Origin of the sequence: Pseudomonas paraglycinae (genome assembly GCF_021601625.1) — a bacterium.
Taxonomy (GTDB): domain Bacteria; phylum Pseudomonadota; class Gammaproteobacteria; order Pseudomonadales; family Pseudomonadaceae; genus Aquipseudomonas; species Aquipseudomonas paraglycinae.
Genome location: NZ_BQHR01000001.1, coordinates 189,585 through 215,693 on the forward strand (window position 1 = coordinate 189,585; position 26,109 = coordinate 215,693).

The 26,109-nt window shown below is 61.8% G+C and carries 26 protein-coding genes and 1 pseudogene; 6 read left to right on the forward strand and 21 right to left on the reverse strand.

Annotated features, from left to right (window positions below):
* Positions 1–152 precede the first annotated feature (152 nt).
* From L6D82_RS00865 to L6D82_RS00875, 3 genes are all read left to right on the forward strand, one after another.
* Positions 153–950 (forward strand): transporter substrate-binding domain-containing protein, encoded by a 798-nt coding sequence (locus L6D82_RS00865; protein WP_108559177.1) that lies wholly within the window; start codon positions 153–155, stop codon positions 948–950.
* A gap of 141 nt (positions 951–1,091) precedes the next feature.
* Positions 1,092–2,051: an amino acid ABC transporter permease gene (locus L6D82_RS00870; RefSeq protein ID WP_007952431.1), complete on the forward strand. Its 960-nt coding sequence runs from the start codon at positions 1,092–1,094 to the stop codon at positions 2,049–2,051.
* Positions 2,044–2,778 (forward strand): amino acid ABC transporter ATP-binding protein, encoded by a 735-nt coding sequence (locus L6D82_RS00875; protein WP_064592877.1) that lies wholly within the window; start codon positions 2,044–2,046, stop codon positions 2,776–2,778. The genes L6D82_RS00870 and L6D82_RS00875 overlap by 8 nt, the downstream gene beginning before the upstream one ends.
* A gap of 156 nt (positions 2,779–2,934) precedes the next feature.
* Here L6D82_RS00875 and L6D82_RS28620 read toward each other — a convergent pair whose 3' ends face one another.
* From L6D82_RS28620 to ubiE, 11 genes and pseudogenes are all read right to left on the reverse strand, one after another.
* Positions 2,935–3,807, reverse strand: a complete 873-nt coding sequence (locus L6D82_RS28620) for a methyl-accepting chemotaxis protein (protein WP_371850981.1) — start codon at positions 3,805–3,807, stop codon at positions 2,935–2,937.
* Positions 3,790–4,851: pseudogene (locus L6D82_RS28625) on the reverse strand (methyl-accepting chemotaxis protein); the annotation flags it as partial. The gene L6D82_RS28620 and the pseudogene L6D82_RS28625, both read right to left, overlap by 18 nt.
* 106 nt (positions 4,852–4,957) lie before the next feature.
* Positions 4,958–5,665, reverse strand: a complete 708-nt coding sequence (locus L6D82_RS00885; protein WP_236187879.1) for a 16S rRNA (uracil(1498)-N(3))-methyltransferase — start codon at positions 5,663–5,665, stop codon at positions 4,958–4,960.
* On the reverse strand, positions 5,662–6,450 hold the full coding sequence (tatC, locus tag L6D82_RS00890) for a twin-arginine translocase subunit TatC (protein ID WP_085608402.1): 789 nt from the start codon (positions 6,448–6,450) through the stop codon (positions 5,662–5,664). Before tatC ends, L6D82_RS00885 begins: the two co-directional genes overlap by 4 nt.
* Positions 6,447–6,893, reverse strand: coding sequence for a Sec-independent protein translocase protein TatB (gene tatB / locus L6D82_RS00895; protein ID WP_085746405.1), 447 nt, complete (start codon positions 6,891–6,893; stop codon positions 6,447–6,449). Before tatB ends, tatC begins: the two co-directional genes overlap by 4 nt.
* Before the next feature lie 10 nt (positions 6,894–6,903).
* Positions 6,904–7,182, reverse strand: coding sequence for a twin-arginine translocase TatA/TatE family subunit (locus L6D82_RS00900; protein ID WP_007952423.1), 279 nt, complete (start codon positions 7,180–7,182; stop codon positions 6,904–6,906).
* 25 nt (positions 7,183–7,207) lie between these two features.
* Positions 7,208–7,540: a phosphoribosyl-ATP diphosphatase gene (locus L6D82_RS00905; RefSeq protein WP_007952422.1), complete on the reverse strand. Its 333-nt coding sequence runs from the start codon at positions 7,538–7,540 to the stop codon at positions 7,208–7,210.
* Complete coding sequence (gene hisI / locus L6D82_RS00910; RefSeq protein WP_007909357.1) at positions 7,533–7,934, reverse strand: phosphoribosyl-AMP cyclohydrolase; 402 nt, start codon at positions 7,932–7,934, stop codon at positions 7,533–7,535. The genes L6D82_RS00905 and hisI overlap by 8 nt, the downstream gene beginning before the upstream one ends.
* 80 nt (positions 7,935–8,014) lie before the next feature.
* Positions 8,015–9,619, reverse strand: coding sequence for a ubiquinone biosynthesis regulatory protein kinase UbiB (gene ubiB, locus L6D82_RS00915; RefSeq protein ID WP_007952420.1), 1,605 nt, complete (start codon positions 9,617–9,619; stop codon positions 8,015–8,017).
* Positions 9,616–10,239, reverse strand: a complete 624-nt coding sequence (locus L6D82_RS00920) for a ubiquinone biosynthesis accessory factor UbiJ (RefSeq protein WP_007952419.1) — start codon at positions 10,237–10,239, stop codon at positions 9,616–9,618. Before L6D82_RS00920 ends, ubiB begins: the two co-directional genes overlap by 4 nt.
* Positions 10,239–11,009, reverse strand: a complete 771-nt coding sequence (ubiE, locus tag L6D82_RS00925) for a bifunctional demethylmenaquinone methyltransferase/2-methoxy-6-polyprenyl-1,4-benzoquinol methylase UbiE (protein WP_236187881.1) — start codon at positions 11,007–11,009, stop codon at positions 10,239–10,241. Before ubiE ends, L6D82_RS00920 begins: the two co-directional genes overlap by 1 nt.
* A gap of 165 nt (positions 11,010–11,174) precedes the next feature.
* Between ubiE and L6D82_RS00930 the strand changes: the two genes are divergently transcribed.
* The 3 genes from L6D82_RS00930 to L6D82_RS00940 all read left to right on the forward strand — a co-directional run bounded on the left by L6D82_RS00930 (position 11,175) and on the right by L6D82_RS00940 (position 12,900).
* Complete coding sequence (locus L6D82_RS00930) at positions 11,175–11,450, forward strand: polyhydroxyalkanoic acid system family protein (protein WP_007952417.1); 276 nt, start codon at positions 11,175–11,177, stop codon at positions 11,448–11,450.
* A gap of 162 nt (positions 11,451–11,612) precedes the next feature.
* On the forward strand, positions 11,613–12,035 hold the full coding sequence (locus L6D82_RS00935; protein WP_236187883.1) for a phasin family protein: 423 nt from the start codon (positions 11,613–11,615) through the stop codon (positions 12,033–12,035).
* Positions 12,036–12,045: 10 nt separating this feature from the next.
* A complete protein-coding gene (locus L6D82_RS00940) occupies positions 12,046–12,900 on the forward strand; it encodes a phasin family protein (RefSeq protein WP_085746407.1) in 855 nt (284 codons plus the stop codon).
* A gap of 259 nt (positions 12,901–13,159) precedes the next feature.
* On the opposite strand, the gene L6D82_RS00945 is transcribed toward L6D82_RS00940, so the two are convergent.
* From L6D82_RS00945 to L6D82_RS00990, 10 genes are all read right to left on the reverse strand, one after another.
* On the reverse strand, positions 13,160–13,780 hold the full coding sequence (locus L6D82_RS00945) for a TetR/AcrR family transcriptional regulator (RefSeq protein WP_007952414.1): 621 nt from the start codon (positions 13,778–13,780) through the stop codon (positions 13,160–13,162).
* 28 nt (positions 13,781–13,808) lie between these two features.
* On the reverse strand, positions 13,809–15,491 hold the full coding sequence (phaC, locus tag L6D82_RS00950) for a class II poly(R)-hydroxyalkanoic acid synthase (RefSeq protein ID WP_085746408.1): 1,683 nt from the start codon (positions 15,489–15,491) through the stop codon (positions 13,809–13,811).
* Between the two features lie 151 nt (positions 15,492–15,642).
* Complete coding sequence (gene phaZ / locus L6D82_RS00955; protein ID WP_007952412.1) at positions 15,643–16,497, reverse strand: poly(3-hydroxyalkanoate) depolymerase; 855 nt, start codon at positions 16,495–16,497, stop codon at positions 15,643–15,645.
* A gap of 155 nt (positions 16,498–16,652) precedes the next feature.
* A complete protein-coding gene (gene phaC / locus L6D82_RS00960) occupies positions 16,653–18,332 on the reverse strand; it encodes a class II poly(R)-hydroxyalkanoic acid synthase (protein WP_039772445.1) in 1,680 nt (559 codons plus the stop codon).
* Positions 18,333–18,590: 258 nt separating this feature from the next.
* The gene (locus tag L6D82_RS00965) at positions 18,591–18,962 is read right to left on the reverse strand and encodes a gamma-butyrobetaine hydroxylase family protein (protein ID WP_102718297.1); all 372 of its coding nucleotides are present in this window, start codon (positions 18,960–18,962) and stop codon (positions 18,591–18,593) included.
* 77 nt (positions 18,963–19,039) lie between these two features.
* The gene (gene hslU / locus L6D82_RS00970) at positions 19,040–20,377 is read right to left on the reverse strand and encodes an ATP-dependent protease ATPase subunit HslU (RefSeq protein WP_007952406.1); all 1,338 of its coding nucleotides are present in this window, start codon (positions 20,375–20,377) and stop codon (positions 19,040–19,042) included.
* Between the two features lie 55 nt (positions 20,378–20,432).
* Entirely contained in the window at positions 20,433–20,963 is a 531-nt protein-coding gene (gene hslV / locus L6D82_RS00975; protein WP_003196958.1) for an ATP-dependent protease subunit HslV, read from the reverse strand.
* Positions 20,964–21,194: 231 nt separating this feature from the next.
* The gene (locus L6D82_RS00980; RefSeq protein ID WP_039772438.1) at positions 21,195–21,911 is read right to left on the reverse strand and encodes an SPOR domain-containing protein; all 717 of its coding nucleotides are present in this window, start codon (positions 21,909–21,911) and stop codon (positions 21,195–21,197) included.
* Position 21,912: 1 nt separating this feature from the next.
* On the reverse strand, positions 21,913–23,649 hold the full coding sequence (gene argS / locus L6D82_RS00985) for an arginine--tRNA ligase (RefSeq protein ID WP_102718298.1): 1,737 nt from the start codon (positions 23,647–23,649) through the stop codon (positions 21,913–21,915).
* A 142-nt stretch (positions 23,650–23,791) separates the two neighbouring features.
* Positions 23,792–26,011 (reverse strand): primosomal protein N', encoded by a 2,220-nt coding sequence (locus L6D82_RS00990; RefSeq protein ID WP_085746412.1) that lies wholly within the window; start codon positions 26,009–26,011, stop codon positions 23,792–23,794.
* Positions 26,012–26,109: the final 98 nt, after the last annotated feature.

Below are 26,109 nucleotides of genomic sequence, written 5' to 3' on the forward strand. Positions count from 1 at the left end.
GGTGGTTCTTGAATGTTAAACAAATCGTCCATTAAACCTTGTGCAAAAAATCGAGTGCGTTAGCATCCGTCCCCGAATTGGCGCACCCGGACAATCTTGTCCATTTCTGTCGGTTTTCGCGCCGCAAACGCAATGGTTTTGGGGACTTGAAGATGAAGAAGTATCTGTCGATGCTGCTGGTCGGCGTCACGGCACTGGTTGCAGTCAATGCGGCGCAGGCCGGCGCAATCGACGAGGCGGTCAAGCGTGGCTCGTTGAAAGTCGGCATGGATCCGACCTACATGCCGTTCGAAATGACCAACAAGCGCGGCGAAATCATCGGTTTCGAAGTCGACATCCTCAAAGCCATGACCAAGGCGATGGGCGTCAAGCTGGAGCTGGTCTCCACCGGTTACGACGGGATCATCCCGGCGCTGATGACCGACAAGTTCGACATGATCGGCAGCGGCATGACCCTGACCCAGGAACGCAACCTGCGCCTGAACTTCAGCGAACCGTTCATCGTGGTCGGCCAGACCCTGCTGATCCGTAAAGAGCTGGAAGGCACCATCAAGTCCTACAAAGACCTGAACACCGCCGACTACCGCATCACCTCCAAGCTCGGCACCACTGGCGAGATGGTCGCCAAGAAGCTGATCTCCAAGGCCAAGTACCACGGTTACGACAACGAGCAGGAAGCCGTGCTCGACGTGGTCAACGGCAAGGCGGACGCCTTCATCTACGACGCGCCGTACAACGTCGTTGCAGTGAACAAGGTCGGCGCCGGCAAGCTGGTGTTCCTCGACAAGCCGTTCACCTACGAGCCACTGGCCTTCGGTCTGAAGAAGGGTGACTACGACAGCATCAACTTCATCAACAACTTCCTGCACCAGATCCACGAAGACGGCACCTACGATCGCATCCATGACAAGTGGTTCAAGAGCACCGAGTGGCTCAAGGACATGGAATAAGGCCCGCCCGCTGATCGTTCCCACGCTTTGCGTGGGAACGCCGCCCGGGACGCTCCGCGTCCCTTCGCAAGCGTGACGCAGAGCGTCACAGGATGCATTCCCACGCAGAGCGTGGGAACGAGCGAATCAGAGAAACATTCAATGAAACAGAAAAAAGCCCAATGGCCCTGGCACGTCCTGACTGTGCTGGTGCTGGTCGGCCTGGCTGGCGCGTTGTATTACGCCACGTCGCTGATGTCCTACGAATGGCGCTGGAACCGTGTGCCGCAGTACTTCGCCTATCAGGCCGAGGAAACCCAGCGCGCGACCGACATTTCCACCGTCAGCGAACTGGTGCGCAAGGGCGGCAGCGCGCAGGTCACCCTGCGCAACGATGCCGGTGACGAGCAGCACCTGACCGTCGACGAAAACAGCCTGCAATTCGCTCAGGGCGACGATGTGGCCGAAGGCGACGTCGTGGGTGTGACGCGGCATTGGGCGGCGGGTCCGCTGTTGTGGGGCCTGTGGACCACGCTTTGGCTGTCGGTGGTGTCCGGCGTGCTGGGCCTGCTGATCGGTCTGGCGACCGGGCTGTGCCGGCTGTCGAGCAACCCGACCCTGCGCGACCTGTCGACGATCTATGTCGAACTGGTGCGCGGCACGCCGCTGCTGGTGCAGATCTTCATTTTCTATTTCTTCATCGGCACGGTGATGAACCTGTCCCGGGAGTTCGCCGGGATCGCCGCGCTGTCGCTGTTCACCGGCGCCTACGTGGCGGAAATCATCCGTTCCGGCGTGCAGTCGATTGCCCGTGGCCAGAACGAAGCAGCGCGTTCGCTGGGGCTGAGCGCTGGCCAGTCGATGCGTCATGTGGTGTTGCCGCAAGCGTTCAAACGCGTGCTGCCGCCGCTGGCCGGGCAGTTCATCAGTCTGGTCAAAGACACCTCGCTGGTGTCGGTGATCGCCATCACCGAGTTGCTGAAAAGCGGCCGTGAAGTCATCACCACGTCGTTCTCGCCGTTCGAGATCCTGTTCTGCGTCGCCGGCCTGTACCTGTTGATCAACCTGCCGCTGTCGAAAATCGCCAGCCGGCTTGAGCGGAGGCTCGCGCAAAGTGATTGAAGTCCGCGATCTGGTAAAAGTCTTCGACACCCGTGGGCAGGTGGTGCGCGCGGTGGATAACGTCAGCACTTCCGTGGCCAAGGGCGAAGTGCTGGTGGTGATCGGCCCGTCCGGTTCAGGCAAGTCGACCTTTCTGCGTTGCCTCAATGGTCTGGAAGAATTCGATTCCGGCTCGGTGAGCATCGACGGCCTGCAACTGGCCGACCCGAAAACCGACGTCAACGCCTACCGCCGCGAAGTCGGTATGGTGTTCCAGCATTTCAATCTGTTCCCGCACATGACCGTGCTGGAAAACCTGTGCCTGGCGCAGAAAGTCGTGCGCAAGCGCGGCCAGAAGGAAAGCGAGGCCAAGGCCCTGGCGTTGCTGGAGAAGGTCGGCATCGCCCAGAAGGCCCGCGAATACCCGTCGCGCCTGTCCGGCGGTCAGCAACAGCGGGTGGCGATTGCCCGGGCGCTGGCGATGGATCCCAAAGTAATGCTGTTCGACGAACCGACCTCGGCCCTCGACCCGGAAATGGTCGGCGAAGTGCTGGACGTGATGAAGAACCTGGCCGTGGAAGGCATGACCATGGTCTGCGTGACCCACGAAATGGGCTTTGCCCGGGAAGTGGCGGATCGGGTGCTGTTCTTCGATCACGGCAAACTGCTGGAAGACGCCTCGCCGGCGGAGTTCTTCGATGCACCGAAGGATCCGCGAGCTCAGGCGTTCCTTCGACAGGTTCTGTAACTGCGGCGTCCGCTCGGACGTCATCGCTGGCAAGCCAGCTCCCACAGTTAATGGGGCTGAACACAAACTTCGTGGTCGACTACAAACCCTGTGGGAGCTGGCTTGCCAGCGATAGCATCACCTCGGTCCCAAGCGAACCGAGGTGGGTGAATCACCTCAAACCTTGAACCGGCCCACCAGCGTTTGCAGGTGAGTGCCCAGGCGCGCCAGCTCGACGCTGGAGGCCGCCGTCTCTTCACTGGCCGCCGAGGTCTGGTCCGAGACATCACGCACGTTCAGCACACTGCGGTTGATCTCTTCGGCCACGGCGCTCTGCTGCTCGGCCGCTGCAGCGATCTGCTGGTTCATCGCCTGAATCGCCGAGACGGTGCGGGTGATGCTTTCCAGCGAGCCACCGGCACGCCGGGTCAGCTCGACACTGCTGTCGGTCAGGGTGCGGCTGTTGTCCATGATCGTCGCCACTTGCTGGGTGCCGTTCTGCAGACCCACGATCAGCTCTTCGATCTCTTCCGTGGACTTCTGAGTGCGCTGGGCGAGGCTGCGGACTTCGTCGGCAACCACCGCAAAACCACGTCCGGCTTCACCGGCACGGGCGGCTTCGATGGCGGCGTTGAGGGCCAGCAGGTTGGTTTGCTGGGCCACGGACTTGATCACGTCGAGCACGCTGCCGATCTTGTCGCTTTCGCGTTTGAGCTCACCCATGGCCTCGGTGGAGTGGCCGACTTCAGCAGCCAGACGTTCGATCTGGGCGATGGCCTCGCCAACCACCTTGTCGCCTTCGCGGGCCTGCTGGTCAGCAGCGACCGCTGCTTCCGAAGCTTCCTCGGCGTTGCGCGCGACTTCCTGCACGGTGGCGGCCATTTCGTTCATGGCGGTGGCGACCTGGTCGGTCTCGATTTTCTGATTGTTCACCCCGGCGCTGGTCTGCTCGGTCACGGCGGACAATTCTTCGGCAGCGCTGGCGATCTGGGTCACGCCGTCGCTGATGCCACCGATCAGTTCGCGCAGGCCTTGAGTCATGCTCTGCATCGAGCGTTGCAGTTGGCCAAGTTCGTCACGGCGCAGGGATACCAGGTTGTGGGTCAGGTCACCGGCGGCCACACGCTCGGCAACTTTCAGGGTCTGCTCCAGCGGGATGATGATCTGGCGGGTGATCGCCCAAGCCGCGAGCAGACCGAAGGCCAGGGCCAGCAGGGTGGCGATCATCAGCATGTTTTTGGCGTGCGCGGCATCGGTGTCGCGGACGATGGTCTGGGATTCGGTGAGTTTCTTACTGACGTCGAGCAGGATGTCGCCTTGGGCCGACATGCGAGCCAGCGCCTTGGCGTTGTTCACCTGGGAGTCGCGGAACTGGCTGACGGCAGCGCGGTAAGCCTTCAGCGATTCGGTGGCCTGTTGCAGGTTGGCGATGTGTTGCTCGGGCAGTTTGCTCGGCAGGCTTTCCAGATTGTTCAGGGCGGCGGCGATGGCATCCAGCGCCGGCTGTTCGGCCTCGGCCTTGCCGCTGTAAGTGTAGCCGCGCACCTGATAGCGCGCCTGCTGCAGCAGTTTGCTCAGCTCGATCACGCTGTTGAATTGCGCAACGCTGTCGCCTTGCAGCAGGGATTTCTCGACTTCGCTGACCTTGGCCACGGCGTTATCGGCGCTGGCGCCGAGTTTGCTGCGGGCGTCTTCACGCTGCACGGTGGCCTGGGTCATGTCGGCAAAGGCGCGTTTGTACTCGGCGACCGCTGCCAGTTGCTGATCGATCATGGCCACGTCGGACGGTTGCTCGATCATGCCGCGCGCGCTTTGCAGGCCGCTGTCGAGCTTGCCGAGCAGGTCGTTGACCGCGCCAGGGCCCTGTTCGCCACGGCGGGCTTCATAGTCCAGGCGTGCCAGGCGCAGGTCTTTGGTCAGCTCGTTGAGGCTGGAGATGAACCCGAGCTTGTCACCCCGGCTGATGATCCCGCTCATGCCGGTCCAGCCGGTGAAGGTGATCAACAGGGTCAGCAGCAGCACCAGGCCGAAACCGATTCCAAGCTTACGTTTGACGCTGACGTTTCCAAGACTCTCGGCTAACCAACGGTACATGCGACGACTCCCTCGGACCACTAATTGGACTTATGGAGAGGGTATCGGCCGGATGATGGCAATCTGTAACGCCTTTTGTCCGGCGAAGCGCTTAGAACAGAAGCGCTCAGAACAGCCGGGCGAGCAGCGCGGTGACGGCGGTTTCGACCCGCAGGATTCGCTCGCCCAGTTGCACCGGTTGCAGCCCGGCCCTGGCCAGCAGATCGATTTCGTAGGGAATCCAGCCACCCTCGGGGCCGATGGCCAGGGTCACCGGTTCGTTCAGGGCGCGGGGGCAGGGCGGAAAATTGCCCGGATGACCGACCAGGCCGAGGGTGCCGTCGGTGATGGCTGGCAGGCGATCTTCGACGAACGGCTTGAAGCGCTTCTCGATGATGATTTCCGGCAGCACGGTATCGCGGGCCTGTTCGAGGCCGAGGATGAGTTGTTCGCGGATGGCGTCCGGTTCGAGGAACGGCGTCTGCCAGAAGCTTTTCTCGACCCGGTAGCTGTTGACCAGGATCACCTTCGACACGCCCATGGTCGCCACGGTCTGGAACACCCGGCGCAGCATTTTCGGGCGGGGCAGGGCGAGCACCAGGGTCAGCGGCAGTTTGGCCGGTGGCGGTTGATCGAGGGTGACCCGAAGCTCGGCTTCACCCGCGTCCAGGCGCAGCAGCTCGGCCGAGCCCATCAACCCGCCGATCCGCCCGACCCGCAGGCTGTCGCCGACTTCCGAACGGTGGACTTCCTGCATGTGGGTCAGGCGCCGATCACGCAGCACGACGCGGTCGGCCGCAATGAAGTCGGCCTCTTCGAGCAGCAGCAGGTTCATGGCTGAGTCGCTGGCGGCTGGTCGTTGTGATCGTCTACGGTTTCTTCCGGGCGCTCGCGCTTGCTGACCAGGCTGCCGAAGAGGATGCCGACTTCGAACAGCATCCACATCGGCACGGCCAGCAGGGTCTGGGAGAAGATGTCCGGCGGGGTCAGGATCATGCCGACCACGAAGCAGCCGATGATCACGTACGGACGGATCTTCTTCAGGTATTTGACGTCGACCACGCCGATCCACACCAGCAGCACCACGGCCACCGGGATTTCGAACGCCACGCCGAAAGCGAAGAACAGCGTCATGACGAAGTCGAGGTAACTGGTGATGTCGGTCATCATTTCCACGCCGGCCGGAGTGGCCGAGGCGAAGAACTTGAAGATCAGCGGGAACACGAAGAAGTAGGCGAACGCCATGCCGGTGTAGAACAGCAGGATGCTGGAGATCAGCAACGGCACTGCGACACGCTTCTCGTGCTTGTACAGGCCCGGTGCGATGAAGCCCCAGATCTGATGCAGGATCACCGGAATCGCCAGGAACAGCGAGACCATCATCGTCAGTTTCAGCGGCGTCAGGAACGGCGACGACACGTCGGTGGCGATCATCGTCGCGCCGGCCGGCAGGTATTCGCGCAGCGGCGTCGAGACGAAGGTGTAGATCTGCTGGGTGAAGGCAAACAGCCCGGCGAAGATGATGAAGATCGCCGCGACGCAACGCAGCAGGCGGGTGCGCAACTCGGTGAGGTGCGAAACCAGCGGCATGTGCTGGTCGTTTTCGGGGAGATCGCTCATGGGGCTCGCGGCGGCAATGTTGGGTCTTGAGGCGCTGGTGTGGTCGGCGCGGCGGTTGGTGTTACGTGTTCAACCGAGGCTGGCGCGACGACAGGCGCTGGTTCGATTGGCGCTACAGCAGGTGCCGCTGGCGTTGGAGCGGCAGGGCTGTGAATCGTCTGCTCACCCACATGCTCGACCGGCGTCGGCTCCTGCTGAACCGGCGTGAAAATCTTCCGCGCCTCCTGTTCCAGCGACAGGATGTGCTCGTTGTGCAGTTGCCGACGGATTTCGTCGGCACCGATTTCACGCTCAACTTCCTGTTTGATCGCGTTGAAGCTGCGCTTCAGCCGTCCGACCCACAGGCCGGCGGTGCGTGCAGCGCCCGGCAGACGCTCGGGACCCAGCACCAGCAGGGCAACGAGGCCGACGAGCAGCAGTTCAGAGAAGCTGATACCAAACATTAGTCAGTGCTCACACGTCTTTGCGGATCGGCTCTTCGACTTTCTGCGCCTGCACGTCGATGGTGTGCGGCGGGTTGGCCTGAGCGGTGGCTTGCGGCTGGACCGGCGGTACCGGTTGCGCAGGCGTGACGGTCGGATCGGCCGGTTTCTCGTCGTCGTTCATGGCTTTACGGAAGCCCTTGATCGACTCGCCGACGTCGGTGCCGAGGTTTTTCAGTTTCTTGGTACCGAACACCAGTACCACGACCACCAGGATGACGATCCAGTGTTTCCAGTCAAAAATGCCCATGTTGCTGTTCCTCTCTAATAGTTGTTCAGGCGGACGGGCGCGAGGCTTTCTCGACGTGTCCGGACAGGCCGAAACGGCGATCCAGTTCATCCAGCACCGCCTGCGGATGCTGCCCCAGCTGGGCAAGCATGACCATGCTGTGGAACCACAGGTCGGCGGTCTCGTAGATCACGTCGCTGCAGTCGCCGCTGACGGCGGCGTCCTTGGCGGCAATGATCGTTTCAACCGACTCTTCGCCGACCTTCTCCAGAATCTTGTTCAGACCCTTGTGGTACAGACTGGCGACATACGAGCTGTCGGCGGCTGCGCCTTTGCGCTCTTCCAGCACCTGAGCAAGGCGGGTCAGAGTGTCACTCATGTTTGTGTCCTGCGGAATAGATGGCGTGCGGGTCTTTCAGGACCGGGTCGACCGTTTTCCAGTCGCCGTTTTCGAAGACGCGGTAGAAGCAGCTTTGACGGCCGGTATGGCAAGCGATGTCGCCGATCTGTTCGACCATCAGGATGATGACGTCGGCGTCGCAGTCCAGACGCATTTCATGCAGCGTCTGTACGTGGCCGGACTCTTCGCCCTTGCGCCACAGCTTGCCACGGGAACGTGACCAATAGATGGCACGGTTTTCCGCCGCGGTCAGCTCCAGGGCTTCGCGGTTCATCCAGGCCATCATCAATACGCGTCCGGTCTTGTGATCCTGGGCAATCGCCGGCACCAGGCCATCGGCGTCCCACTTGATCTCGTCCAGCCAGTTTTTCATCTTCGACTCCGACAGCGAACCCACACTTCAATAGTCGGGTTCAGGCGTTGAAACAGTGTGCCAGCCGATCACGGAACTGGCTATCGGCGAACGACCAGATACAAGCCGACGGCCACCATGATCCCGGCGGGCCAATGCCCCAGTTCGTGCATCGGGCCACCGGCGGCGAGGATCGTACCGCCCGCCAGATGGGCGCTGCCGAGCAGGCGCAGGAACCAGTCGTCCTTGCGCTTTTTCCACGGCGGTGGCGGGTCGTTGGCGTGAGGTTGGGACATGCGTTCGAGCAGGTCACGGGCCATGTTGGCCAGGTGCGGCAGTTGTTCGAACTGGCTCTGGACGTTGCCGATCAAGGCTTTCGGGCTGACGCGCTCGCGCATCCAGCGTTCGAGGAACGGCTGCGCGGTGTTCCACAGATCCAGATCCGGATACAGCTGACGGCCCAGGCCTTCGATGTTCAGCAGGGTCTTTTGCAGCAATACGAGTTGCGGCTGCACTTCCATGTTGAAGCGGCGCGCGGTCTGGAACAGGCGCATCAGCACCTGGCCAAATGAAATATCTTTTAATGGTTTTTCGAAGATCGGCTCGCACACGGTACGGATCGCCGCTTCGAATTCGTTGAGCTTGGTTTCCGCCGGCACCCAGCCCGAATCGATGTGCAATTGCGCCACGCGGCGGTAGTCGCGTTTGAAGAAGGCGAACAGGTTGCGCGCCAGATAGTCCTGGTCTTCCGGGGTCAGGCTGCCGACGATGCCGCAGTCGATAGCGATGTACTGCGGGCTCCACGGGTTGACGGTGCTGACGAAGATGTTGCCCGGGTGCATGTCGGCGTGGAAGAAACTGTCGCGGAATACCTGGGTGAAGAAGATCTCCACGCCACGTTCGGCAAGCATCTTCATGTCGGTGCGCTGGTCGGCGAGGGTCGCCAGATCCGTCACCTGAATCCCGTAGATGCGCTCCATCACCAGCACTTTCGGCCGGCACCAGTCCCAATAGACTTGCGGCACGTACAGCAGCGGCGAGCCTTCGAAGTTGCGTTTCAACTGGCTGGCGTTGGCTGCCTCGCGCAACAGGTCGAGTTCGTCGTAGATGGTTTTTTCATAGTCGCTGACCACGTCCACCGGGTGCAGCAGACGAGCGTCGGCGGAGACCTTTTCGGCGGCGCGGGCGAGGATGAACAGCCACGCCAGATCCTGGGCAATGATCGGTTTCAGGCCCGGGCGGATCACCTTGACCACTACTTCTTCGCCGGTCTTCAACTGCGCGGCATGCACCTGCGCCACCGAGGCCGAGGCCAGCGGTTCGACGTCGAAGCGGCTGAACACTTCGCTGATCTTCTTGCCCAGTTGCTCTTCGATCAGCTTGACCGACAGCTGCGAATCGAACGGCGGCACGCGGTCCTGCAACCGCATCAGCTCATCGGCGATGTCTTCTGGCAGCAGGTCGCGGCGGGTCGAAAGGATCTGCCCGAACTTGATGAAGATCGGCCCCAGGTCCTGCAAGGCCAGGCGCAGGCGTGCGCCACGGCTCAGGTCCAGCGGCTTGCGCGGGAACCAGCGCCACGGCAAGACGTAGCGCAGCGCCAGCAAAAACCACGGCAAAGGCAGATCGAACAGCAGGTCATCGAGGCGGTAGCGGATCACGACGCGCTGGATGCGCAACAGACGGCGGACGGCGAGCAGCTTCATGCGTTATCGCTTGGGTCGAGGGATCGGGAAAGGCGCTCGAAGCGCGCCTCGAGACGTTCCAGATCGAGTTTGATCCGGTCCAGTTCGCTGAAGCGGGCTTCGGCTTCGCGCTGCCCGACGAGGGTGCGCGATTCTTCGGCCAGGTATTCGGCGAGGTTCTGGTTGAGGCTGGCAAATCCTTGTTGATACCAGCGGGCGCGGCTGCGTAGGTGACCGCCGACCAGTTGCGTGGCGACAGGTCCCAGCCAGCGCGAGAGTTCGTACTCCCAGTCCAGCTCCAGATCCTGCAGCACGCCCGCCAGTTCCAGCAGCACGCCGCTGTCACCGTCGAGTTCGACTTCCGGTGCGTGCAGCACCGCGGTCTTGTCCTTGCTCAGGGCCAGTTTCACCAGACTCGAAGCGGGGGCACGCAGGGTGCAGTCGACGCCGGTTTCCCAGTGGGACGCCAGCATCAGGCCTTCGTCGCTCGGCAGGATGAACAGTTGCAGCGCCGGGCTGCGGCAATCCACGGCAATCACTTTGCCGGTCAGATGCGCCAGTCGCGGCAGCGCCGTGCTGTCGAGACGCAGCACGCGGTTCAGGCCGAGTTCGACGCTGGCGAGCAGCCCGGTCAGCAGCATCAGGGTTTGATGCCGCGGTGCAGGGCGACGATGCCTGCGGTCATGTTGTGATAGGTCACGCGGTCGAAACCGGCGTCGACCATCATCGACTTCAAAGTTTCCTGATTCGGGTGCATGCGGATCGATTCGGCCAGGTAGCGATAGCTTTCCGAGTCGTTGGTGATCAGCTTGCCCATCAGCGGCATGAAGGCGAACGAGTAGGCGTCGTAGGCCTTGGACATCAGCGCGTTGGTCGGCTTGGAGAATTCCAGCACCAGCAGGCGGCCGCCCGGCTTGAGTACGCGCAGCATCGAGCGCAGGGCGTCTTCCTTGTGCGTCACGTTGCGCAGGCCGAAGGCGATGGTCACGCAGTCGAAATGGTTGTCCGGGAACGGCAGCTTTTCAGCGTCGGCCTGAACGAACTCGACGTTGCCCGAAACACCGACATCCAGCAGGCGGTCACGACCGACCTTGAGCATGGATTCGTTGATGTCCGCGAGAACCACCTGACCGGTCGGGCCGACCAGGTGCGAGAATTTCTTGGTCAGGTCCCCGGTGCCACCGGCGATGTCCAGCACGCGGTTACCGGCGCGCACGCCCGACAGTTCGATCGCGAAGCGCTTCCACAGACGGTGCATGCCGCCCGACAGAAGGTCGTTCATCAGGTCGTACTTGGCGGCCACGGAGTGGAACACCTCAGCGACTTTTTCCGCTTTCTGGCTTTCCGGAACGTTTTTGAAGCCGAAGTGAGTGGTGGGTTCGGCATCGCTGCCTTTGTGCTGATCAGTCATATCGCTGTCACCAAAAGAGAATGCGCGACATTCTAATCCCCAAGCCATGCTTTGTCTTGGAATGGCTAAAGGTAAGATGGGCAACCTTCGGGACGATTTGCCGCAGTGGCGGTCAAGATTCGTTGCAGGCATTCATAGCCCCATTCAAAAAGCAGGAGTCATTCAATGGCCCATATCAGTGTTGAGCGTGCCCACAGCCTGGGCAAGGAAGCGGCCCGCGAGAAAGCCGACAAACTGGCGCAAAAACTCTCCGATCAATATGGCCTGGAGCCGCAGTGGTCGGGCGATGTCCTGAACCTCAAGCGTTCGGGCGTGAAGGGCGCGGTGCATGTGGCCGAGGACTCGATCCGGGTCGACGTGGAACTGGGCCTGATGATGTCGGCCATGAGCGGCATGATCAAAGCCGAGATCGAAAAGGCGCTGGATAAAGCGCTGGTCTGATCAGGACAAAACGGGGAGCTTCGGGCTCCCCGTTTTTTTTCCTGAGCACCTGCCTTTTATGTCAGTTGTTAGGGTGCCGTTTCTAATTTTTCTCCCTACTTTGTGCCTGAGCCCGACACTCGTCAGGGCAGTTCCTCAAACCTTCTGCGCGTGAGGTGCACCATGGCCAAAGTCATTTTGAAGAAAAAAATCGACGCTTCGACTTCCGCTCTGAGCGACGTCAAATCCTATGCCCGCAAGATCTGGCTGGCAGGCCTGGGTGCCTACACCAAGGTCGGTCAGGAGGGCAGCGAGTACTTTCAGGAGTTGATCAAGGCTGGTCAAACTGTTGAAAAGAAAGGCAAAAAAGCCGTCACCGAAAAACTCGAAGCGGCCAACGCCGAGATCGATGAAGCCAAGAGCGAAGTCAGCTCTTTCAAAGGCCGGGTCGAAGTTCAGCTCGACAAGGTCGAGAAGGCGTTCGACACGCGTGTCGCCAGTGCCTTGAATCGTATCGGCATTCCGTCTAAACATGACGTTGAGGAACTCTCTGCTAAGCTCGATGAGCTGACGGCATTGCTCGAACGCGTCGCGCGTAAATCTTAAGGAGAACGGGATGGCTGGTAAAAAGAACACCGATAAAGAAGGCAGCTCGTGGATCGGAAAAGTCGAAGACTATTCCCGCAAGATCTGGCTGGCTGGTTTAGGCGTGTACTCGAAGATCGACACTGACGGCAGCAAGCTCTTCGATACATTGGTCAAAGACGGCGAGAAAGCCGAGAAGCTCACCAAGGCTGCAGTTGGCAAGAAAGTCGATGCTGCCAAGGATTCTGCAAGCTCGGCAAAATCGCGCATCAGCGGCGTGAAAGATCGCGCGCTGGGCACCTGGGATCAACTGGAAGGGGCTTTCGACAAGCGCCTGAACAGTGCGATTTCGCGCCTGGGCGTACCGAGCCGCAACGAGGTGAAGGATCTGCACAAGAAGGTCGATACCCTGACCAAGCAGATCGAAAAACTCACCGGCCTGAAAGCTCAGCCTGTCGCGGCGAAAACCGCAGCAGCCAAGCCTGCGGCCAAAACCGCTGCCAAGCCACTGGCTAAAGCCGCCGCCAAACCGGCCGCAAAACCGGCAGCCAAAACCGCTGCCGCCAAGCCTGCAGCGAAAGCCGCGGCCAAACCGGTTGCTGCCAAGGCCGCCGCCAAGCCGGCTGCAAAATCAGCCGCCAAACCTGCGGCCAAGCCAGCAGCGAAAACCGCTGCCGCCAAGCCTGCCGCCAAACCGGCTGCGGCGAAAAAACCGGCAGTGAAAAAACCGGCCGCGCCGAAAGCCGCTGCGCCGAAAGCTGCAGCACCAAAACCGGTGACCACACCGCAAGCACTGGCAAGCACGTCGAACTCCGCCTCGGCTCCAACCCCGGCGCCTGCTCCGACTGCTGCATCGACGCCGTCGACGCCAACCAGTCAGTCCTGATTTTTCAGGGCTCAAAAAAACGCCCGGCCTGTGAAGGTCGGGCGTTTTTTATGTCTGATCCAAGAGCCCCTCACCCCAGCCCTCTCCCGGAGGGAGAGGGGGCCGATTGGGGGATGCTTCAGTCTTACGTCGGCCTGAAAGTGAAGCATTGAATCCATAATCGATAAGGTCTTTCAGGTCGATGTCTAGCGTAAGACAACTCCGTAGGTTCCCTCTCCCTCCGGGAGAGGGCTAGGGTGAGGGCAGCGATCTACCTGACTCACTCGTGATCTTCGAGATACTGCAAAGCCATCCTCTCTGTCGCCACCTTCACCGGCGGCAACAGATGCGGCGCCACCAGCATCATGATCTGGTACACCACCAGCCGCACTTCCCCTTCGCGATCGAGAATCCGCTGATAGTCCAGCGAGAACAGCAGCGTCATGGTGATCTGCTCCACCAGTTGCCCCAGCGCCTGGGTGTCGCTGACCAACTGCCCCGACGCCTTCAACCGCGCCAGCAATGACGCCAACGTGCGCTTGAGCACGTTGAGGAACTGGCGAATGCCCTTGGCCAGTTTCGGCAGGCGCCCGGCGAGGTTCGACAGGTCCTGGAACAGAAAACGGTACTGCGCCAGCCGTTCGACGATCAGGTGCAGGAACAGCCAGTAATCCTCCGGCGCCAGTTCGACATCGGCGGGCGGGTCGAGCAGCGGGGCGAGGTCGTTCTGGAAGCGCTCGAACAGTCCGAGAATCAGCGGTTCCTTGCCGTGGAAGTGGTAGTAGAGGTTGCCGGGGCTGATCCCCATTTCATTGGCAACCTCCATGGTGGAGACGTTCGGCTCGCCCTTTTCATTGAACAACTGCAGGGCACATTCGAGGATCCGTTCGCTTGTTTTCATCCAGTCTTCTTAAAAGGGCTTGAGTCAGTCAGCGCACACGCACATAGGTGCCGGGTGCCGCTTCCATCGGTGGATAATTGGCGTTGCCGAGGGTCATCTGGGTTTCGCGCAGGGTGCCGGAGCGCTGCTGCACCCACTCCAGCCATTGCGGCCACCAGCTGCCGTCGACTTTCTTGGCGTCGTAGTACCAGGCGCGCGGATCACCGCTGAGCTTTCCGTTCTCGACGTAATGGGCTTTCGGGTTGCCCGGCGGGTTGAGGATGCTCTGCACGTGGCCGCTGTTGGACAGCACGAAGCGCCGCTCACCGCCCAGCAACAGCGTCGAGCGATACACCGCGTCCCACGGCGTGATGTGGTCGTTCATGCCGGCCACGCTGAAACTGTCGACCGTGACCTTCTGCAGGTCGATCGGCGTGCCGCACACTTCCAGGCCCCCCGGATGGGTCAACGGGTTGTGCTTGAAGAAGTCCAGAATGTCGCCGTGAAACGCGGCGGGCAGGCGGGTGCTGTCGTTGTTCCAGTAGAGAATGTCGAACGCCGGCGGCTCCTTGCCCAGCAGATAGTTGTTAACGAAATAACTCCAGATCAAATCGTTGGGGCGCATCCAGGCGAACACCTTGGCCATGTCGCGGCCGTCCAGCACTCCTTTCTGATAGGAACGCCGCTTGGCCGCTTCGAGCGTCTGCTCATCGGCGAACAGGGTGGCCGGGGTGTTCATCTCACTGTCGAGCAGGCTCACCAGATAGGTGGCGCTGGAGACTCGCCGCAGCTGCCGCTTGGCCTGCAGATGCCCTTGCAGCGCCGCGATGGTCAGCCCGCCGGCGCAGGCGCCCATCAGGTTGACCTCACGGGCGCCGGTGATCGCCCGGCAGATGTTCATCGCTTCTTCCACGGCTTCGACGTAGGTCGACAGGCCCCATTCGCGATGGCGCACATCCGGGTTGCGCCAGCTGATCATGAAGGTCTGCAAGCCGTTCTTCAGGGCGAACTGGACGAAGCTGTTGCTCGGGCTGAGGTCGAAAATGTAGTACTTGTTGATTTGCGGCGGCACCACCAGCAGCGGTTTCGAATACTGCTTTTCGCTCATCGGCCGGTACTGGATCAGCTCGAGCATTTCGTTGCGAAACACCACCGAGCCGGTGGTGGTGGCGACGGTCTTGCCGACTTCGAATGCCTGTTTGGTCACCTGGCGCGGCAGGCCGTCGTTGTGCAACAGGTCGTCGATCAGATGGCTGAGACCGCGCACCAGACTGTGGCCGCCAGAGTTGAACAGTTCCTTGACCGCCAGCGGATTGAGCAGCGTGTTGGAAGGCGCCACGGCGTCGTTGAGCAGGGTGAAGGCGAAGTGTGCGCGGGCGCGGTCGTCGTCGCTCATGCTGCTCTCGTCGATCCAGCTCTTGACCTGTTTCTGCCAGGCCAGATAAGCCTGAAGGCTGCGCCGATAGAACGGGTTCAGGCTCCACGCCGGATCGGCGAAGCGACTGTCCTGCGGATTGGTCGGGTGGAGGGTTTCGCCGAGCAGCACGCGTCCGAGCGCGCCTCCCAGCTTCAAGGCGTGTTTTGCACTGTGGATCGGATTGCGCAGCCCGTGGGCCGCAACGTTGCGCAAGGTCGATATCAGGTCCCGGCCGCGCAGACCGGTCATTGCACTCTGTGCATTGATGAACACGGCGGGGCTGGGCACGACGCCCGTCGCTGGTTTGTCACGCATGACTCAACACTCCTTCGTCTTCAGGCCAAAAACAAACACACCGAACCAGAACACCATAGACGCTGTTGCGGGTTGCTGCCTGCGTGGCCTCCTGCCACGCACCTGTCCAGACGCGTTGCAAAACGCTGTCCATAAATCCGTGCCGGGACGGTTATCCGCCCAGCGGTGTCGGGTGCGGATGCATCACCGCACGCTGACGTTCCTCCTGGAGGAATTTCATGATGATCGGCGCCACCGCCTCGGCCCGGGTAATCAGGAACAGATGCCCGTCGTCGATGATGTGCAGCTGCGCGTTGGGGATTCGCCAGGCGAGCATGCGCATGTTGATCAGCGGGATCAGCGGGTCGTCATCGCCGGCCAGCACCAGCGTCGGCTGGTGGATCTTGTGCAGCCAGTGAATGCTGGTCCAACCCAGGCCCGCGAACAGTTGCCAGTAGTAACCGAGCTTGCCCGCCGAACGCACCTTGGCCGCATGGCTGGCGGCGAGTGTCGGGTCGCGGCGGAACGAGCCGCCGTAGATCATCGGGGCGATGCGGATCACATGGGACGGCTGGATATAGCGCCGCGGGCTGGCCATCATCCACAGCACTTTCGGCTTGCCCGGCACCATCACCGCACCGGCAGCGGTCGCCGCCAGCACCAGCTTCTTGCAGCGCTCGGGATAGTCGTAGGCGAACTGCTGCGCCAGCGCACCACCCCAGGACACGCCGATCACGTTGACCTGTCCGTAGTCGAGGTAATCGAGCATTCGTGCGGTGAGTTTCGCCAGCCCGGGGAAGCGATACGGTCGGCTCGGCGTCGAGGAACCGCCGACACCGGGCACGTCGAAGGCGATCACTTCCAGATCCGGATCCAGCGCCGCGACAAAAGGAAACACCAGCTCCAGGTTGGCGCCGATGCCGTTGAATATCAGCAAGGGCGTCAAGTGAGGCTTGCCGGGGCGGACCGCCGTACGGATGGTCTGGCCATCCAGCTCGACGGTTCGAAAGATGAACGGGTGCGGCATGCTTCAAGGCCCTGTGGGTCGATCTCAATGTCAGCCTCAATCCCCTGTGGGAGCGAGCCTGCTCGCGATAGCGGTGTATCAGTCAGCACATTGTTCCGGCTGTCGACGCCATCGCGAGCAGGCTCGCTCCCACAGTGTGGGGCGAGGTGTGTCGGTTACCGCTCGTGAACGTAAGTGCCCGGTGAAGCTTCGCCTGCCGGATACGCCTTGTTGCCCAGCTTGGTCGGCGCCTTTTTCAGCTCGCCCGAACGCGCGGCCTGCCACGCCTGCCAGTACAGCCACCAGGAATCGGCGTGCTTGGTCGAGTTTTCCTGCCAGTCATCGGCATTGGCGGTCATTTCATCGCTGGTCATGTAGCGCGATTTCGGGTTGCCCGGCGGGTTCAGAATGCTCTGGATATGCCCGCTGCTCGACAGCACGAATTCGACCTTGCCACCAAACAGCTGCGCCGACTTGTAGCAGGACTTCCACGGGGTAATGTGGTCGTTGGTGCCGGCCAGCGAGAAGATGTCGGCGGTTACCTGCTTGAGGTCGATCGGCGTGCCGCACACTTCCAGTGCATTGGGGCGGATCAGTGGGTTGTTTTTGAACATCTCGATCAGGTCGCCGTGGAACGCGGCCGGCAGTCGAGTCGTATCGTTGTTCCAGAACAGGATGTCGAACACCGGCGGCTCGTTGCCGAGCAGGTAGTTGTTGACCCAGTAGTTCCAGATCAGATCGTTGGGGCGCATCCAGGCGAAGACCTTGGCCATGTCTTTGCCTTCGAGCACGCCGGCCTGATACGAATGGCGCTTGGCGGTCTCCAGGGTCTGCTCGTCGACGAAGAGCGCGACGTCGCTGTCCAGCGTTGTATCGAGCACGCTGACCAGCAGGGTCAGGGCGTTGACCTTGTTCTCGCCGATTGCCGCGTAGTGGCCGAGCAGGGCGGTGCAGGTGATGCCGCCGGAGCAGGCGCCCAGCATGTTGACGTCCTTGCTGCCGGTGATCGCGGTGACCACGTCGACCGCTTCCTTCAGGGCTTCGATGTAGGTCGAGAGGCCCCACTCACGCTGTTCCTTGGTCGGGTTGCGCCAGCTGACGATGAAGGTCTGCACATTGTTGCGCAGGCAGAAACGCGCCAGGCTCTTGTCCGGGCTCAGGTCGAATACATAGAACTTGTTGATCTGCGGCGGCACCACCAGCAGCGGGCGCTCGTGCACCTGCTCGGTGATCGGCTTGTACTGGATCAGTTCCAGCACATCGTTGCGAAACACCACCGCGCCTTCGGTCACGCCAAGGCTCTTGCCGACCTCGAACGCGCCCATGTTGACCTGGCTCGGCATGCCGCCGTTGTGCACCAGATCCTTGGCCAGATGCGAGAGGCCGTCGAGCAGGCTCTTGCCGCCGGTCTCGAAGAAGCGTTTGACCGCTGCCGGATTGGCTGCCGTGTTGGTCGGGGCCATGGCCTCGGTCATCAGGTTGATCACGAAGTGGCCACGCGCGATGTCCTTGGGCGAGAGGCTGCTGTCGTCGATCCAGGCATGGAGTTCCTTGCGCCATGCCAGGTAGGTTTGCAGATAACGTTTGTACAGCGGGTTCTGACTCCACGCCGGATCGACGAAGCGACGGTCATCGCCCGCCGGTTGCAGGTCGGATTTGCCGAACAGCACGTTCTTCAGTTCGAGGCCGAACTGGGTGACGTGTTTGACACTATGGATCGGTTGTTTGATGGCCTGGGTCAGCACCATTCGAGCAGAGGCCAGCAGATCCTTTCCGCGAAGCCCAACGACAGGATTCAGCCCCAGGGTGTTTTCCGAGGCCTGGTACTTCAAATCATCGTTATTCTTGTTACTCATCTACGACGCTCCATTGTCCTGAGACGAGTACCCGGTTTTCTGCTGTGCAGTTCCACAGCCAATGCCAGGTACTACTGCTCGGGTGACCGTTGATTCTGCATAGCTGCTTTACAGTCGTAGAGCACTGCAGGGAACTTGCCAGTTCCATTGGTTACCCGAGATTGATTTTTTTCGCAAGCAGCCGATCCCGGGCCGCTTTAGCGGAGCATTCAAACAGATGAATCTAGAAAATGCCCTCTAAACAGTCCAGGGCGCGGACTAGAGCATCAGCTTGACGACGGACTGGTCCGGGTCGCGGGTTTTGCCGGCGGCTTTGAGCTCGGCCAGATAATCCGCCCAGAGTGCGTCATAACGTCGCCCCAGCTCGTACAGATAATCCCAGGTGAACAGACCGCTGTCGTGACCGTCGTCGAAGGTCAGTTTCAGTGCGTACTGACCGGCCGGTTCTACCTTGGTCAGGCCGACGTTCAGCTTGCCGAATTGCAGGATCGGTTTGCCGTGGCCCTGAACCTCGGCGGAGGGGGAATGCACGCGCAGGAATTCGGCGGGCAGGGTGTATTCCTCGCCGGACGCGTATTTGAGCGACAGGGTTTTCGAGGCTTTGTGCAGTTTGATGTCGGTGGGAAGCATAGAAAAAAGCCTTTAGCTGCAAGCTACAAGCGGCAAGCTTAACTCAGCTTGCCGCTTGTAGCTCGGAGCTGGCAGCTCTACAGAATATAACGGGACAGGTCTTCGTTCTGCGCCAATTCGCCCAGGTGGCTGTTGACGTATTCGGCATCGATCTGGATCGCCTTGTCGTCGTGGGCGCTGGCCAGATCGCCGGCGCTGAACGATACCTCTTCCAGCAGACGCTCGAGCAGTGTGTGCAGGCGACGGGCACCGATGTTCTCGGTCTTCTCGTTGACCTGCCAGGCGATTTCCGCCAGACGCTTGATACCTTCCGGCTGGAACTGGATGTTCAGGCCTTCGGTTTTCAGCAGCGCGCAGTATTGCTCGGTGAGCGAGGCATGCGGTTCGCTGAGGATGCGTTCGAAGTCCTGCGGGCTCAGGGCCTTGAGTTCGACGCGGATCGGCAGACGGCCTTGCAGCTCCGGAACCAGATCGCTCGGCTTGCTCAGGTGGAACGCACCGGAGGCGATGAACAGGATGTGGTCGGTCTTGACCATGCCCAGCTTGGTGTTGACGGTGCAGCCTTCGATCAGCGGCAGCAGGTCACGCTGCACGCCCTCGCGGGACACATCGGCGCCGCCGACATTGCCGCGCTTGGCGACCTTGTCGATCTCGTCGATGAACACGATGCCGTGCTGCTCGACCGCTTCCAGGGCCTTGGCCTTCAACTCTTCTTCGTTGACCAGACGACCGGCTTCTTCATCGCGTACTAGCTTCAGCGCTTCCTTGACCTTGAGCTTGCGGGCCTTCTTCTTGCCCTTGCCCATGTTGGCGAACAGGTTCTGCAACTGGTTGGTCATTTCTTCCATGCCCGGAGGCGTGGCGATTTCGATGCCGGCCATTTCGGCGACTTCGATCTCGATTTCCTTGTCGTCCAGCTGACCTTCGCGCAGGCGCTTGCGGAACAGTTGGCGAGTGTTGGAATCCTGGGTCGGCGCTTCTTCGTTGCTGAAGCCCATGCGTGCCGGCGGCAGCAGGGCGTCGAGAATACGGTCCTCGGCGGCGTCTTCGGCACGGTGGCGAACGCGGGTCATTTCCTGCTCGCGCAGCATCTTGATCGCGGCGTCGGCCAGATCACGGATGATCGATTCGACGTCACGGCCGACATAGCCGACTTCGGTGAACTTGGTCGCTTCGACCTTGATGAACGGTGCGTTGGCCAGCTTGGCCAGACGACGGGCGATCTCGGTTTTACCGACACCGGTCGGGCCGATCATCAGGATGTTCTTCGGGGTCACTTCAACGCGCAGCTCTTCAGGCAGCTGCATGCGGCGCCAGCGGTTGCGCAGGGCAATCGCGACGGCGCGCTTGGCATCGTCCTGGCCGATGATGTGGCGGTTGAGTTCGTGGACGATTTCGCGGGGAGTCATGGACATAATAATTGACGGTCCTCAAGCAGAAACAAGCCGTGGCACAGGGGCCGCGTCAGGCTTATTCAGCGAGATCCTGCTCCTCAATGGTCTGGGTGTGGTTGGTGAATACACAGATGTCGCCGGCGATGCCGAGAGCGGTCTCGACGATTTCGCGGGCCGACAGGTCGGTCTTCTTCAGCAGCGCGCTGGCGGCGGCTTGCGCGTAGGCGCCACCGGAACCCATGGCGATCAGGCCGTCTTCGGGTTCGACCACGTCACCGTTGCCGGTGATGATCAGGGATGCGTCCTTGTTGGCGACCGCGAGCATCGCTTCGAGGCGGCTCAGGGAGCGGTCGGTGCGCCATTCTTTGGCGAGTTCGACGGCGGCGCGAACCAGGTGGCCCTGGTGCTTTTCAAGCTGGCCTTCGAAACGTTCGAACAGGGTAAAGGCGTCGGCGGTGGCACCGGCGAAACCGGCGATGACTTCGCCGTGGTACAGGCGACGAACTTTCTTCGCGTTGCCTTTCATCACGGTGTTGCCGAGAGAAACCTGGCCGTCGCCGCCCATGACGACTTTGCCGTGGCGGCGGACTGAAACGATGGTGGTCAAGGGAAGAGTCTCCACACTGCGGGGCGAAAATGCCTTATGCCCATTCATATGGGGGTGGTGGAGAGGATTTCAACTGCGGGGCGGGAGAGGGGACGAGCGGTGGTTTGCAAGTGATCGCTCCCACGCAGAGCTACATGATCGTTCCCACGCTCCGCGTGGTAATGCCTCAATGGACGCTCCGCGTCCCTGCGGCAAGGGACGCGGAGCGTGGGAACGATCGGTGGGGGAGGATCAGCGGCTCTGGCGTTGTTGTAACAACAGGTTGCTGAAGCCCGCGCCCGCCAGTTGTTTCTGGGCGGTGGTCAGTTGTTCGCGGTTGCTGAACGGGCCGACCAGTACGCGGTACCAGGTTTCATCCTTGACCGTCCCGGACTCAACCGCGACCGCCTGGCCGAGCAGAATGATCTGCGCGCGGACCTTGTCGGCATCTGTCTCTTTGCGGAACGAGCCGGCCTGCAGGAAGAACTTGGTCACCGGTGCAGCCTTGGTCACCGGTGGCGCTGGCGGCGGGGTGATCCCGGCCAGTGCAGCCTGTGCGCGTGCGGTGTCGATTTTCGCCGCTTCCGCCGGGGTCACCGGCGTGGTCGGGATTGCCGGCACTTGTGGCGTCGGCAGGGTTTTCTCCGGCACGGCATCAGGCGGCACGATCACTTCCGATTCCGGCAGCAGGGTGTAGAAGTCGTACTTCGGCTTCACCGGTTGCGTCGGGCTCGGCGGGGTCTTGTTGGCCTCGGCGATCTTGCTGGCTTTCTGTTGTTGCTGTTGCTCGACCTTCTCGCGCTTGACCGTGTCGCTGCCCTTGCCCGGCTCCAGTTTCATCAGGAACACGATGAACGCGCCGACCGTCAGGCCGATGGCCATCCACAGCCAGCCCGGAATCGGCTGCTTCGCTGGAGCTTGGTAACGGCTGGCGCCACGCTTGGGTGCAGGTTTTTTCTTGGCAGCCAACTTACATGCGCTCCAGGGTTTCCAGGCCGAGCAGTTCCAGGCCTTGCTTGAGGGTACGGCCGGTCAGCGCGGCAAGGCGCAGACGGCTTTGCATTTGTGCCGGGGTGTCGGCGGCGAGGATCGGGCAGTTCTCGTAGAAGCTGGAGAACAGACCGGCCACGTCGTACAGGTAAGTGCACAGGGTGTGTGGCGTGCCCTTTTCCGCAACGTTGTTCAGCACTTCACCGAACTGCGCCAGTTTGGCTGCCAGTTCCTGCTCGTGCGCGGCCTCGAGGACGATCTGGCCGTCGACTTCGCTGAAATCCTTGCCCAGTTTGCGGAATACGCCGGCCACGCGGGTGTAGGCGTACAACAGGTATGGCGCAGTGTTGCCTTCGAAATTGAGCATCAGGTCGAAGTTGAAGCTGTAGTCGCTGGTGCGGTGCTTCGACAGGTCGGCGTACTTCACCGCGCCGATGCCGACCACTTTGGCGATCGCGCGCAGTTCGTCTTCGGCCAGTGTCGGGTTCTTTTCCTTCACCAGGCTGTAGGCACGTTCCTGCGCTTCGGTCAGCAGGTCGATCAGCTTCACGGTGCCGCCGTCACGGGTCTTGAACGGACGGCCGTCGGCGCCGTTCATGGTGCCGAAGCCCATGTGCTCCATTTCCATCGGATGGGTCACGAAACCGGCCTTGCGCGCCACGGCGAACACTTGCTGGAAGTGCAGGGCCTGACGCTGGTCGACGAAGTACAGCGCACGGTCGGCCTTCAGCTTGCCGCTGCGGTAGCGCACGGCCGCCAGGTCGGTGGTGGCGTACAGGTAGCCGCCGTCAGCCTTGACGATGATCACCGGCAGCGGCTCGCCTTCGGCGTTCTTGAATTCGTCGAGGAACACGCACTGGGCGCCGTTGCTTTCGACCAGCATGCCGGCGGCTTTCAGGTCGTTGACCACGTTGATCAGGTCGTCGTTGTAGGCGCTTTCGCCCATCACGTCGGCCATGGTCAGTTTGACGTTGAGCAGTTCGTAGATCTTCTGGCAGTGCGACAGCGAGATGTCCTTGAACTTGGTCCACAGCGCCAGGCACTCGGCATCGCCAGCCTGCAACTTGACCACCAGACCACGGGCGCGGTCGGCGAATTCCGGAGATTCGTCGAAGCGTTGCTTGGCGGCGCGGTAGAAGTTTTCCAGGTCCGACAGTTCGTCGCTGGTGATCGGGTTTTCCTGCAGGTACGCCATCAGCATGCCGAACTGAGTGCCCCAGTCGCCGACGTGGTTCTGACGGATCACGGTGTCGCCGAGGAATTCGAGTACCCGCGCCACGCCGTCGCCGATGATGGTCGAGCGCAGATGGCCGACGTGCATCTCTTTGGCGAGGTTCGGTGCCGACAGGTCGACCACGGTGCGTTGCGCCGGGCCGGCCTTGCGCACGCCAACGTGAGCGTCGGCCAGTGCGGCGTCGAGGCGCGAGGCCAGCGCTTGAGTGTTCTGGAAGAAGTTGATGAAGCCGGGCCCGGCGATTTCGGCCTTGGTGACGTTCTCGTCAGCCGGCAGGGCGGCGATGATTTTCTCCGCCAGGTCGCGGGGCTTCATGCCCGCAGGCTTGGCCAGCATCATCGCGATGTTGCTGGCGAAGTCGCCATGGGTCTTGTCCCGGGCGTTTTCCACCTGGATCGCCGGCGTCAGGCCTTCAGGCAACACACCTTCGTTGACGAGTTGGGTGAGGGCTTGTTGGATCAGCTGGCGAATGGTGTCTTTCATGGTCTTCTCTTTCGACCGCAAGCGCGGCGGCGCATCGATGCGCGGGTGGAAAAACTGGGCATTATCCGTTGCGAAGACGGGCTTGCCAACCTTAGCAGGCAGGATGTGGATGTGTGGTGACAATTCGGCCGGTTTTGCCCGGTCAGTACAGATCCACCGGATCGACATCCAGCGACCAGCGCACCGCACGGCCGCTTGGCATCTGCTCCAGTACCAGCAGCCAGCTCGCCAGCAATCGGTGCAGCGGCGCCCGGGCCGTGGCCTGCAACAGCAGCTGCGCGCGGAAGCGTCCGGCCCGGCGTTCCATCGGCGCTGGCACGGGTCCCAACAGTTCAATGCCGGTCAGGTTCTGTTCGACCAGCAAACGCTCGGCCTCGCTGCACGCCTCATCAAGAAAGCCTTCGGCCTGCCCCGGCTTGTGCGCTTCGGCGCGCAGCAGGGCGAGGTGGGCGAACGGCGGCAGGCCGGCGGCGCGGCGTTCGCTCAGGGCCTGCTCGGCGAAGGCGAAGTAACCCTGCTCGGTCAGTTGCACCAGTAAAGGATGGTCTGCGAGGTGGGTCTGGATGATCACCTTGCCCGGTTCTTCCGCCCGCCCGGCCCGGCCGGCAACCTGCACGATCAACTGCGCCATGCGCTCGCTGGCGCGGAAGTCACCGGAAAACAATCCGCCGTCGGCATCGAGGATCGACACCAGCGTCACCCGAGGGAAATGGTGACCCTTGGCCAACATCTGGGTGCCGACCAGAATGCACGGCTGACCTTTCTGGATCGTGGCGAACAACTGGTTCATCGCGTCCTTGCGCGACGTGCTGTCCCGGTCGACGCGCAACACCGGATAGTCCGGGAACAGAATCGCCAGCCGTTCCTCGGCCCGCTCGGTACCGGCGCCCACGGGCCGCAGATCGACCTTGTTGCACTTCGGGCACTGGCGCGGCACGCGCTCGACGTAACCGCAGTGGTGGCAGCGCAGTTCGCCGTAGCGCTGATGCACGGTCATCCGCGCATCGCAGCGCTGGCATTCGGACATCCAGCCGCAATCGTGGCACAGCAGAGTCGGGGCAAACCCCCGGCGGTTGAGGAACACCAGCACCTGCTGGCCGGCGGCGAGGGTCTGGCCGATGGCTTGCTGCATCGGCCCGGAAATGCCGCTGTCCAGTGGGCGACTTTTCACATCGAGGCGCAGGAAACGTGGCTGCTTGGCGCCGCCGGCCCGTTCGTTCAGGCGCAGGAGTCCGTAGCGGCCGGTGTAGGCGTTGTGCAGGCTTTCCAGGGATGGCGTCGCGGAGCCGAGCACGATCGGGATGTTTTCCTGCCGCGCCCGCACCAGCGCCAGATCCCGCGCGTGATAGCGCAGGCCTTCCTGCTGTTTATAGGAGCCGTCGTGTTCTTCATCGATGATGATCAGCCCCGGATTTTTCATCGGGGTGAACAGCGCCGAGCGGGTGCCGATAATAATGTCGGCCTCGCCGTCACGGGCGGCGAGCCAGGCGTCCAGACGATCACGGTCGTTGACCGCCGAGTGCAGCAGGGCGATGCGTGCATTGAAGCGTTGTTCGAAACGGGCGAGGGTCTGCGGGCCGAGGTTGATCTCCGGAATCAGCACCAGCGCCTGCTTGCCGGCCTCGAGGGTTTCGCGGATCAGCTGCAAATAGACTTCGGTCTTGCCGCTGCCGGTGACCCCGGCGAGCAGGAACGCGTGATAACTGTCGAACCCGGCGCGGATCGCCTCGTACGCGGCGCGCTGCTCGCTGTTGAGCGGCAGTTCGGGCTGGGCCAGCCAGTGTTCATGGCGCGCGCCGGGGGCGTGGCGGCGCACTTCGACTTGCACCAGATCCTTGGCCAGCAGCAAATCGAGGCTGTCCTTGCTCAGCATCAGTTTGCTCAGCAACTGATGGGCGACGCCGTGAGGATGCTGGGCCAGCGTCGCCAGGGCTTCGCGCTGGCGCGGGGCGCGAGCGATGCGCGGGTCATCGAGGCTGGCGCCGGGAGCGGCGGACCAGAAGCGTTCCTGCCGAACCTCGGCCAGTTCGCCCTGACGCAACAGCACCGGCAGCGCCCAGCTCAGCGTGTCGCCGAGGCTGTGCTGATAATACTGAGCCGTCCACAGGCATAGCTTGAACAGCGCCGGCGGTAGCGGAGCGGTGGCGTCGAGCAGGGCCAGCGCCGGTTTGAGCTTTTCCACCGGCACTTCGCTGGTGTCAGTGACTTCCACCAGAATCCCGATCATCTCCCGTCTGCCGAAAGGCACCCGCAGGCGCATGCCCGGTTGCAACTGCGAACGCAGCACACCGGCCGGGGCACGATAGTCGAACAGGCGGCGCAGGGGCGAAGGCAGGGCGAGGCGCAGAATGGCGTCGGGCACGCGGAGGATTCTCATAGGCGGGGCGGTGGAGAAGGCCGGGAGCCTAGCAGACGGTCGGTCTCAGTGACAGCTTGCGTGATCGGGATTGTCTGGTAGAA

Bases quoted from the DNA above. Each gene is read 5' to 3' on its own strand.
- L6D82_RS00865 (WP_108559177.1), top strand. From the start codon at position 153: ATGAAGAAGTATCTGTCGATGCTGCTGGTCGGCGTCACGGCACTGGTT.
- L6D82_RS00870 (WP_007952431.1), top strand. From the start codon at position 1,092: ATGAAACAGAAAAAAGCCCAATGGCCCTGGCACGTCCTGACTGTGCTG.
- L6D82_RS28620 (WP_371850981.1), bottom strand. From the start codon at position 3,807: ATGCAGAGCATGACTCAAGGCCTGCGCGAACTGATCGGTGGCATCAGC.
- L6D82_RS00885 (WP_236187879.1), bottom strand. From the start codon at position 5,665: ATGAACCTGCTGCTGCTCGAAGAGGCCGACTTCATTGCGGCCGACCGC.
- tatC (WP_085608402.1), bottom strand. From the start codon at position 6,450: ATGAGCGATCTCCCCGAAAACGACCAGCACATGCCGCTGGTTTCGCAC.
- tatB (WP_085746405.1), bottom strand. From the start codon at position 6,893: ATGTTTGGTATCAGCTTCTCTGAACTGCTGCTCGTCGGCCTCGTTGCC.
- L6D82_RS00900 (WP_007952423.1), bottom strand. From the start codon at position 7,182: ATGGGCATTTTTGACTGGAAACACTGGATCGTCATCCTGGTGGTCGTG.
- L6D82_RS00905 (WP_007952422.1), bottom strand. From the start codon at position 7,540: ATGAGTGACACTCTGACCCGCCTTGCTCAGGTGCTGGAAGAGCGCAAA.
- hisI (WP_007909357.1), bottom strand. From the start codon at position 7,934: ATGAAAAACTGGCTGGACGAGATCAAGTGGGACGCCGATGGCCTGGTG.
- ubiB (WP_007952420.1), bottom strand. From the start codon at position 9,619: ATGAAGCTGCTCGCCGTCCGCCGTCTGTTGCGCATCCAGCGCGTCGTG.
- L6D82_RS00920 (WP_007952419.1), bottom strand. From the start codon at position 10,239: ATGCTGCTGACCGGGCTGCTCGCCAGCGTCGAACTCGGCCTGAACCGC.
- ubiE (WP_236187881.1), bottom strand. From the start codon at position 11,009: ATGACTGATCAGCACAAAGGCAGCGATGCCGAACCCACCACTCACTTC.
- L6D82_RS00930 (WP_007952417.1), top strand. From the start codon at position 11,175: ATGGCCCATATCAGTGTTGAGCGTGCCCACAGCCTGGGCAAGGAAGCG.
- L6D82_RS00935 (WP_236187883.1), top strand. From the start codon at position 11,613: ATGGCCAAAGTCATTTTGAAGAAAAAAATCGACGCTTCGACTTCCGCT.
- L6D82_RS00940 (WP_085746407.1), top strand. From the start codon at position 12,046: ATGGCTGGTAAAAAGAACACCGATAAAGAAGGCAGCTCGTGGATCGGA.
- L6D82_RS00945 (WP_007952414.1), bottom strand. From the start codon at position 13,780: ATGAAAACAAGCGAACGGATCCTCGAATGTGCCCTGCAGTTGTTCAAT.
- phaC (WP_085746408.1), bottom strand. From the start codon at position 15,491: ATGCGTGACAAACCAGCGACGGGCGTCGTGCCCAGCCCCGCCGTGTTC.
- phaZ (WP_007952412.1), bottom strand. From the start codon at position 16,497: ATGCCGCACCCGTTCATCTTTCGAACCGTCGAGCTGGATGGCCAGACC.
- phaC (WP_039772445.1), bottom strand. From the start codon at position 18,332: ATGAGTAACAAGAATAACGATGATTTGAAGTACCAGGCCTCGGAAAAC.
- L6D82_RS00965 (WP_102718297.1), bottom strand. From the start codon at position 18,962: ATGCTTCCCACCGACATCAAACTGCACAAAGCCTCGAAAACCCTGTCG.
- hslU (WP_007952406.1), bottom strand. From the start codon at position 20,377: ATGTCCATGACTCCCCGCGAAATCGTCCACGAACTCAACCGCCACATC.
- argS (WP_102718298.1), bottom strand. From the start codon at position 23,649: ATGAAAGACACCATTCGCCAGCTGATCCAACAAGCCCTCACCCAACTC.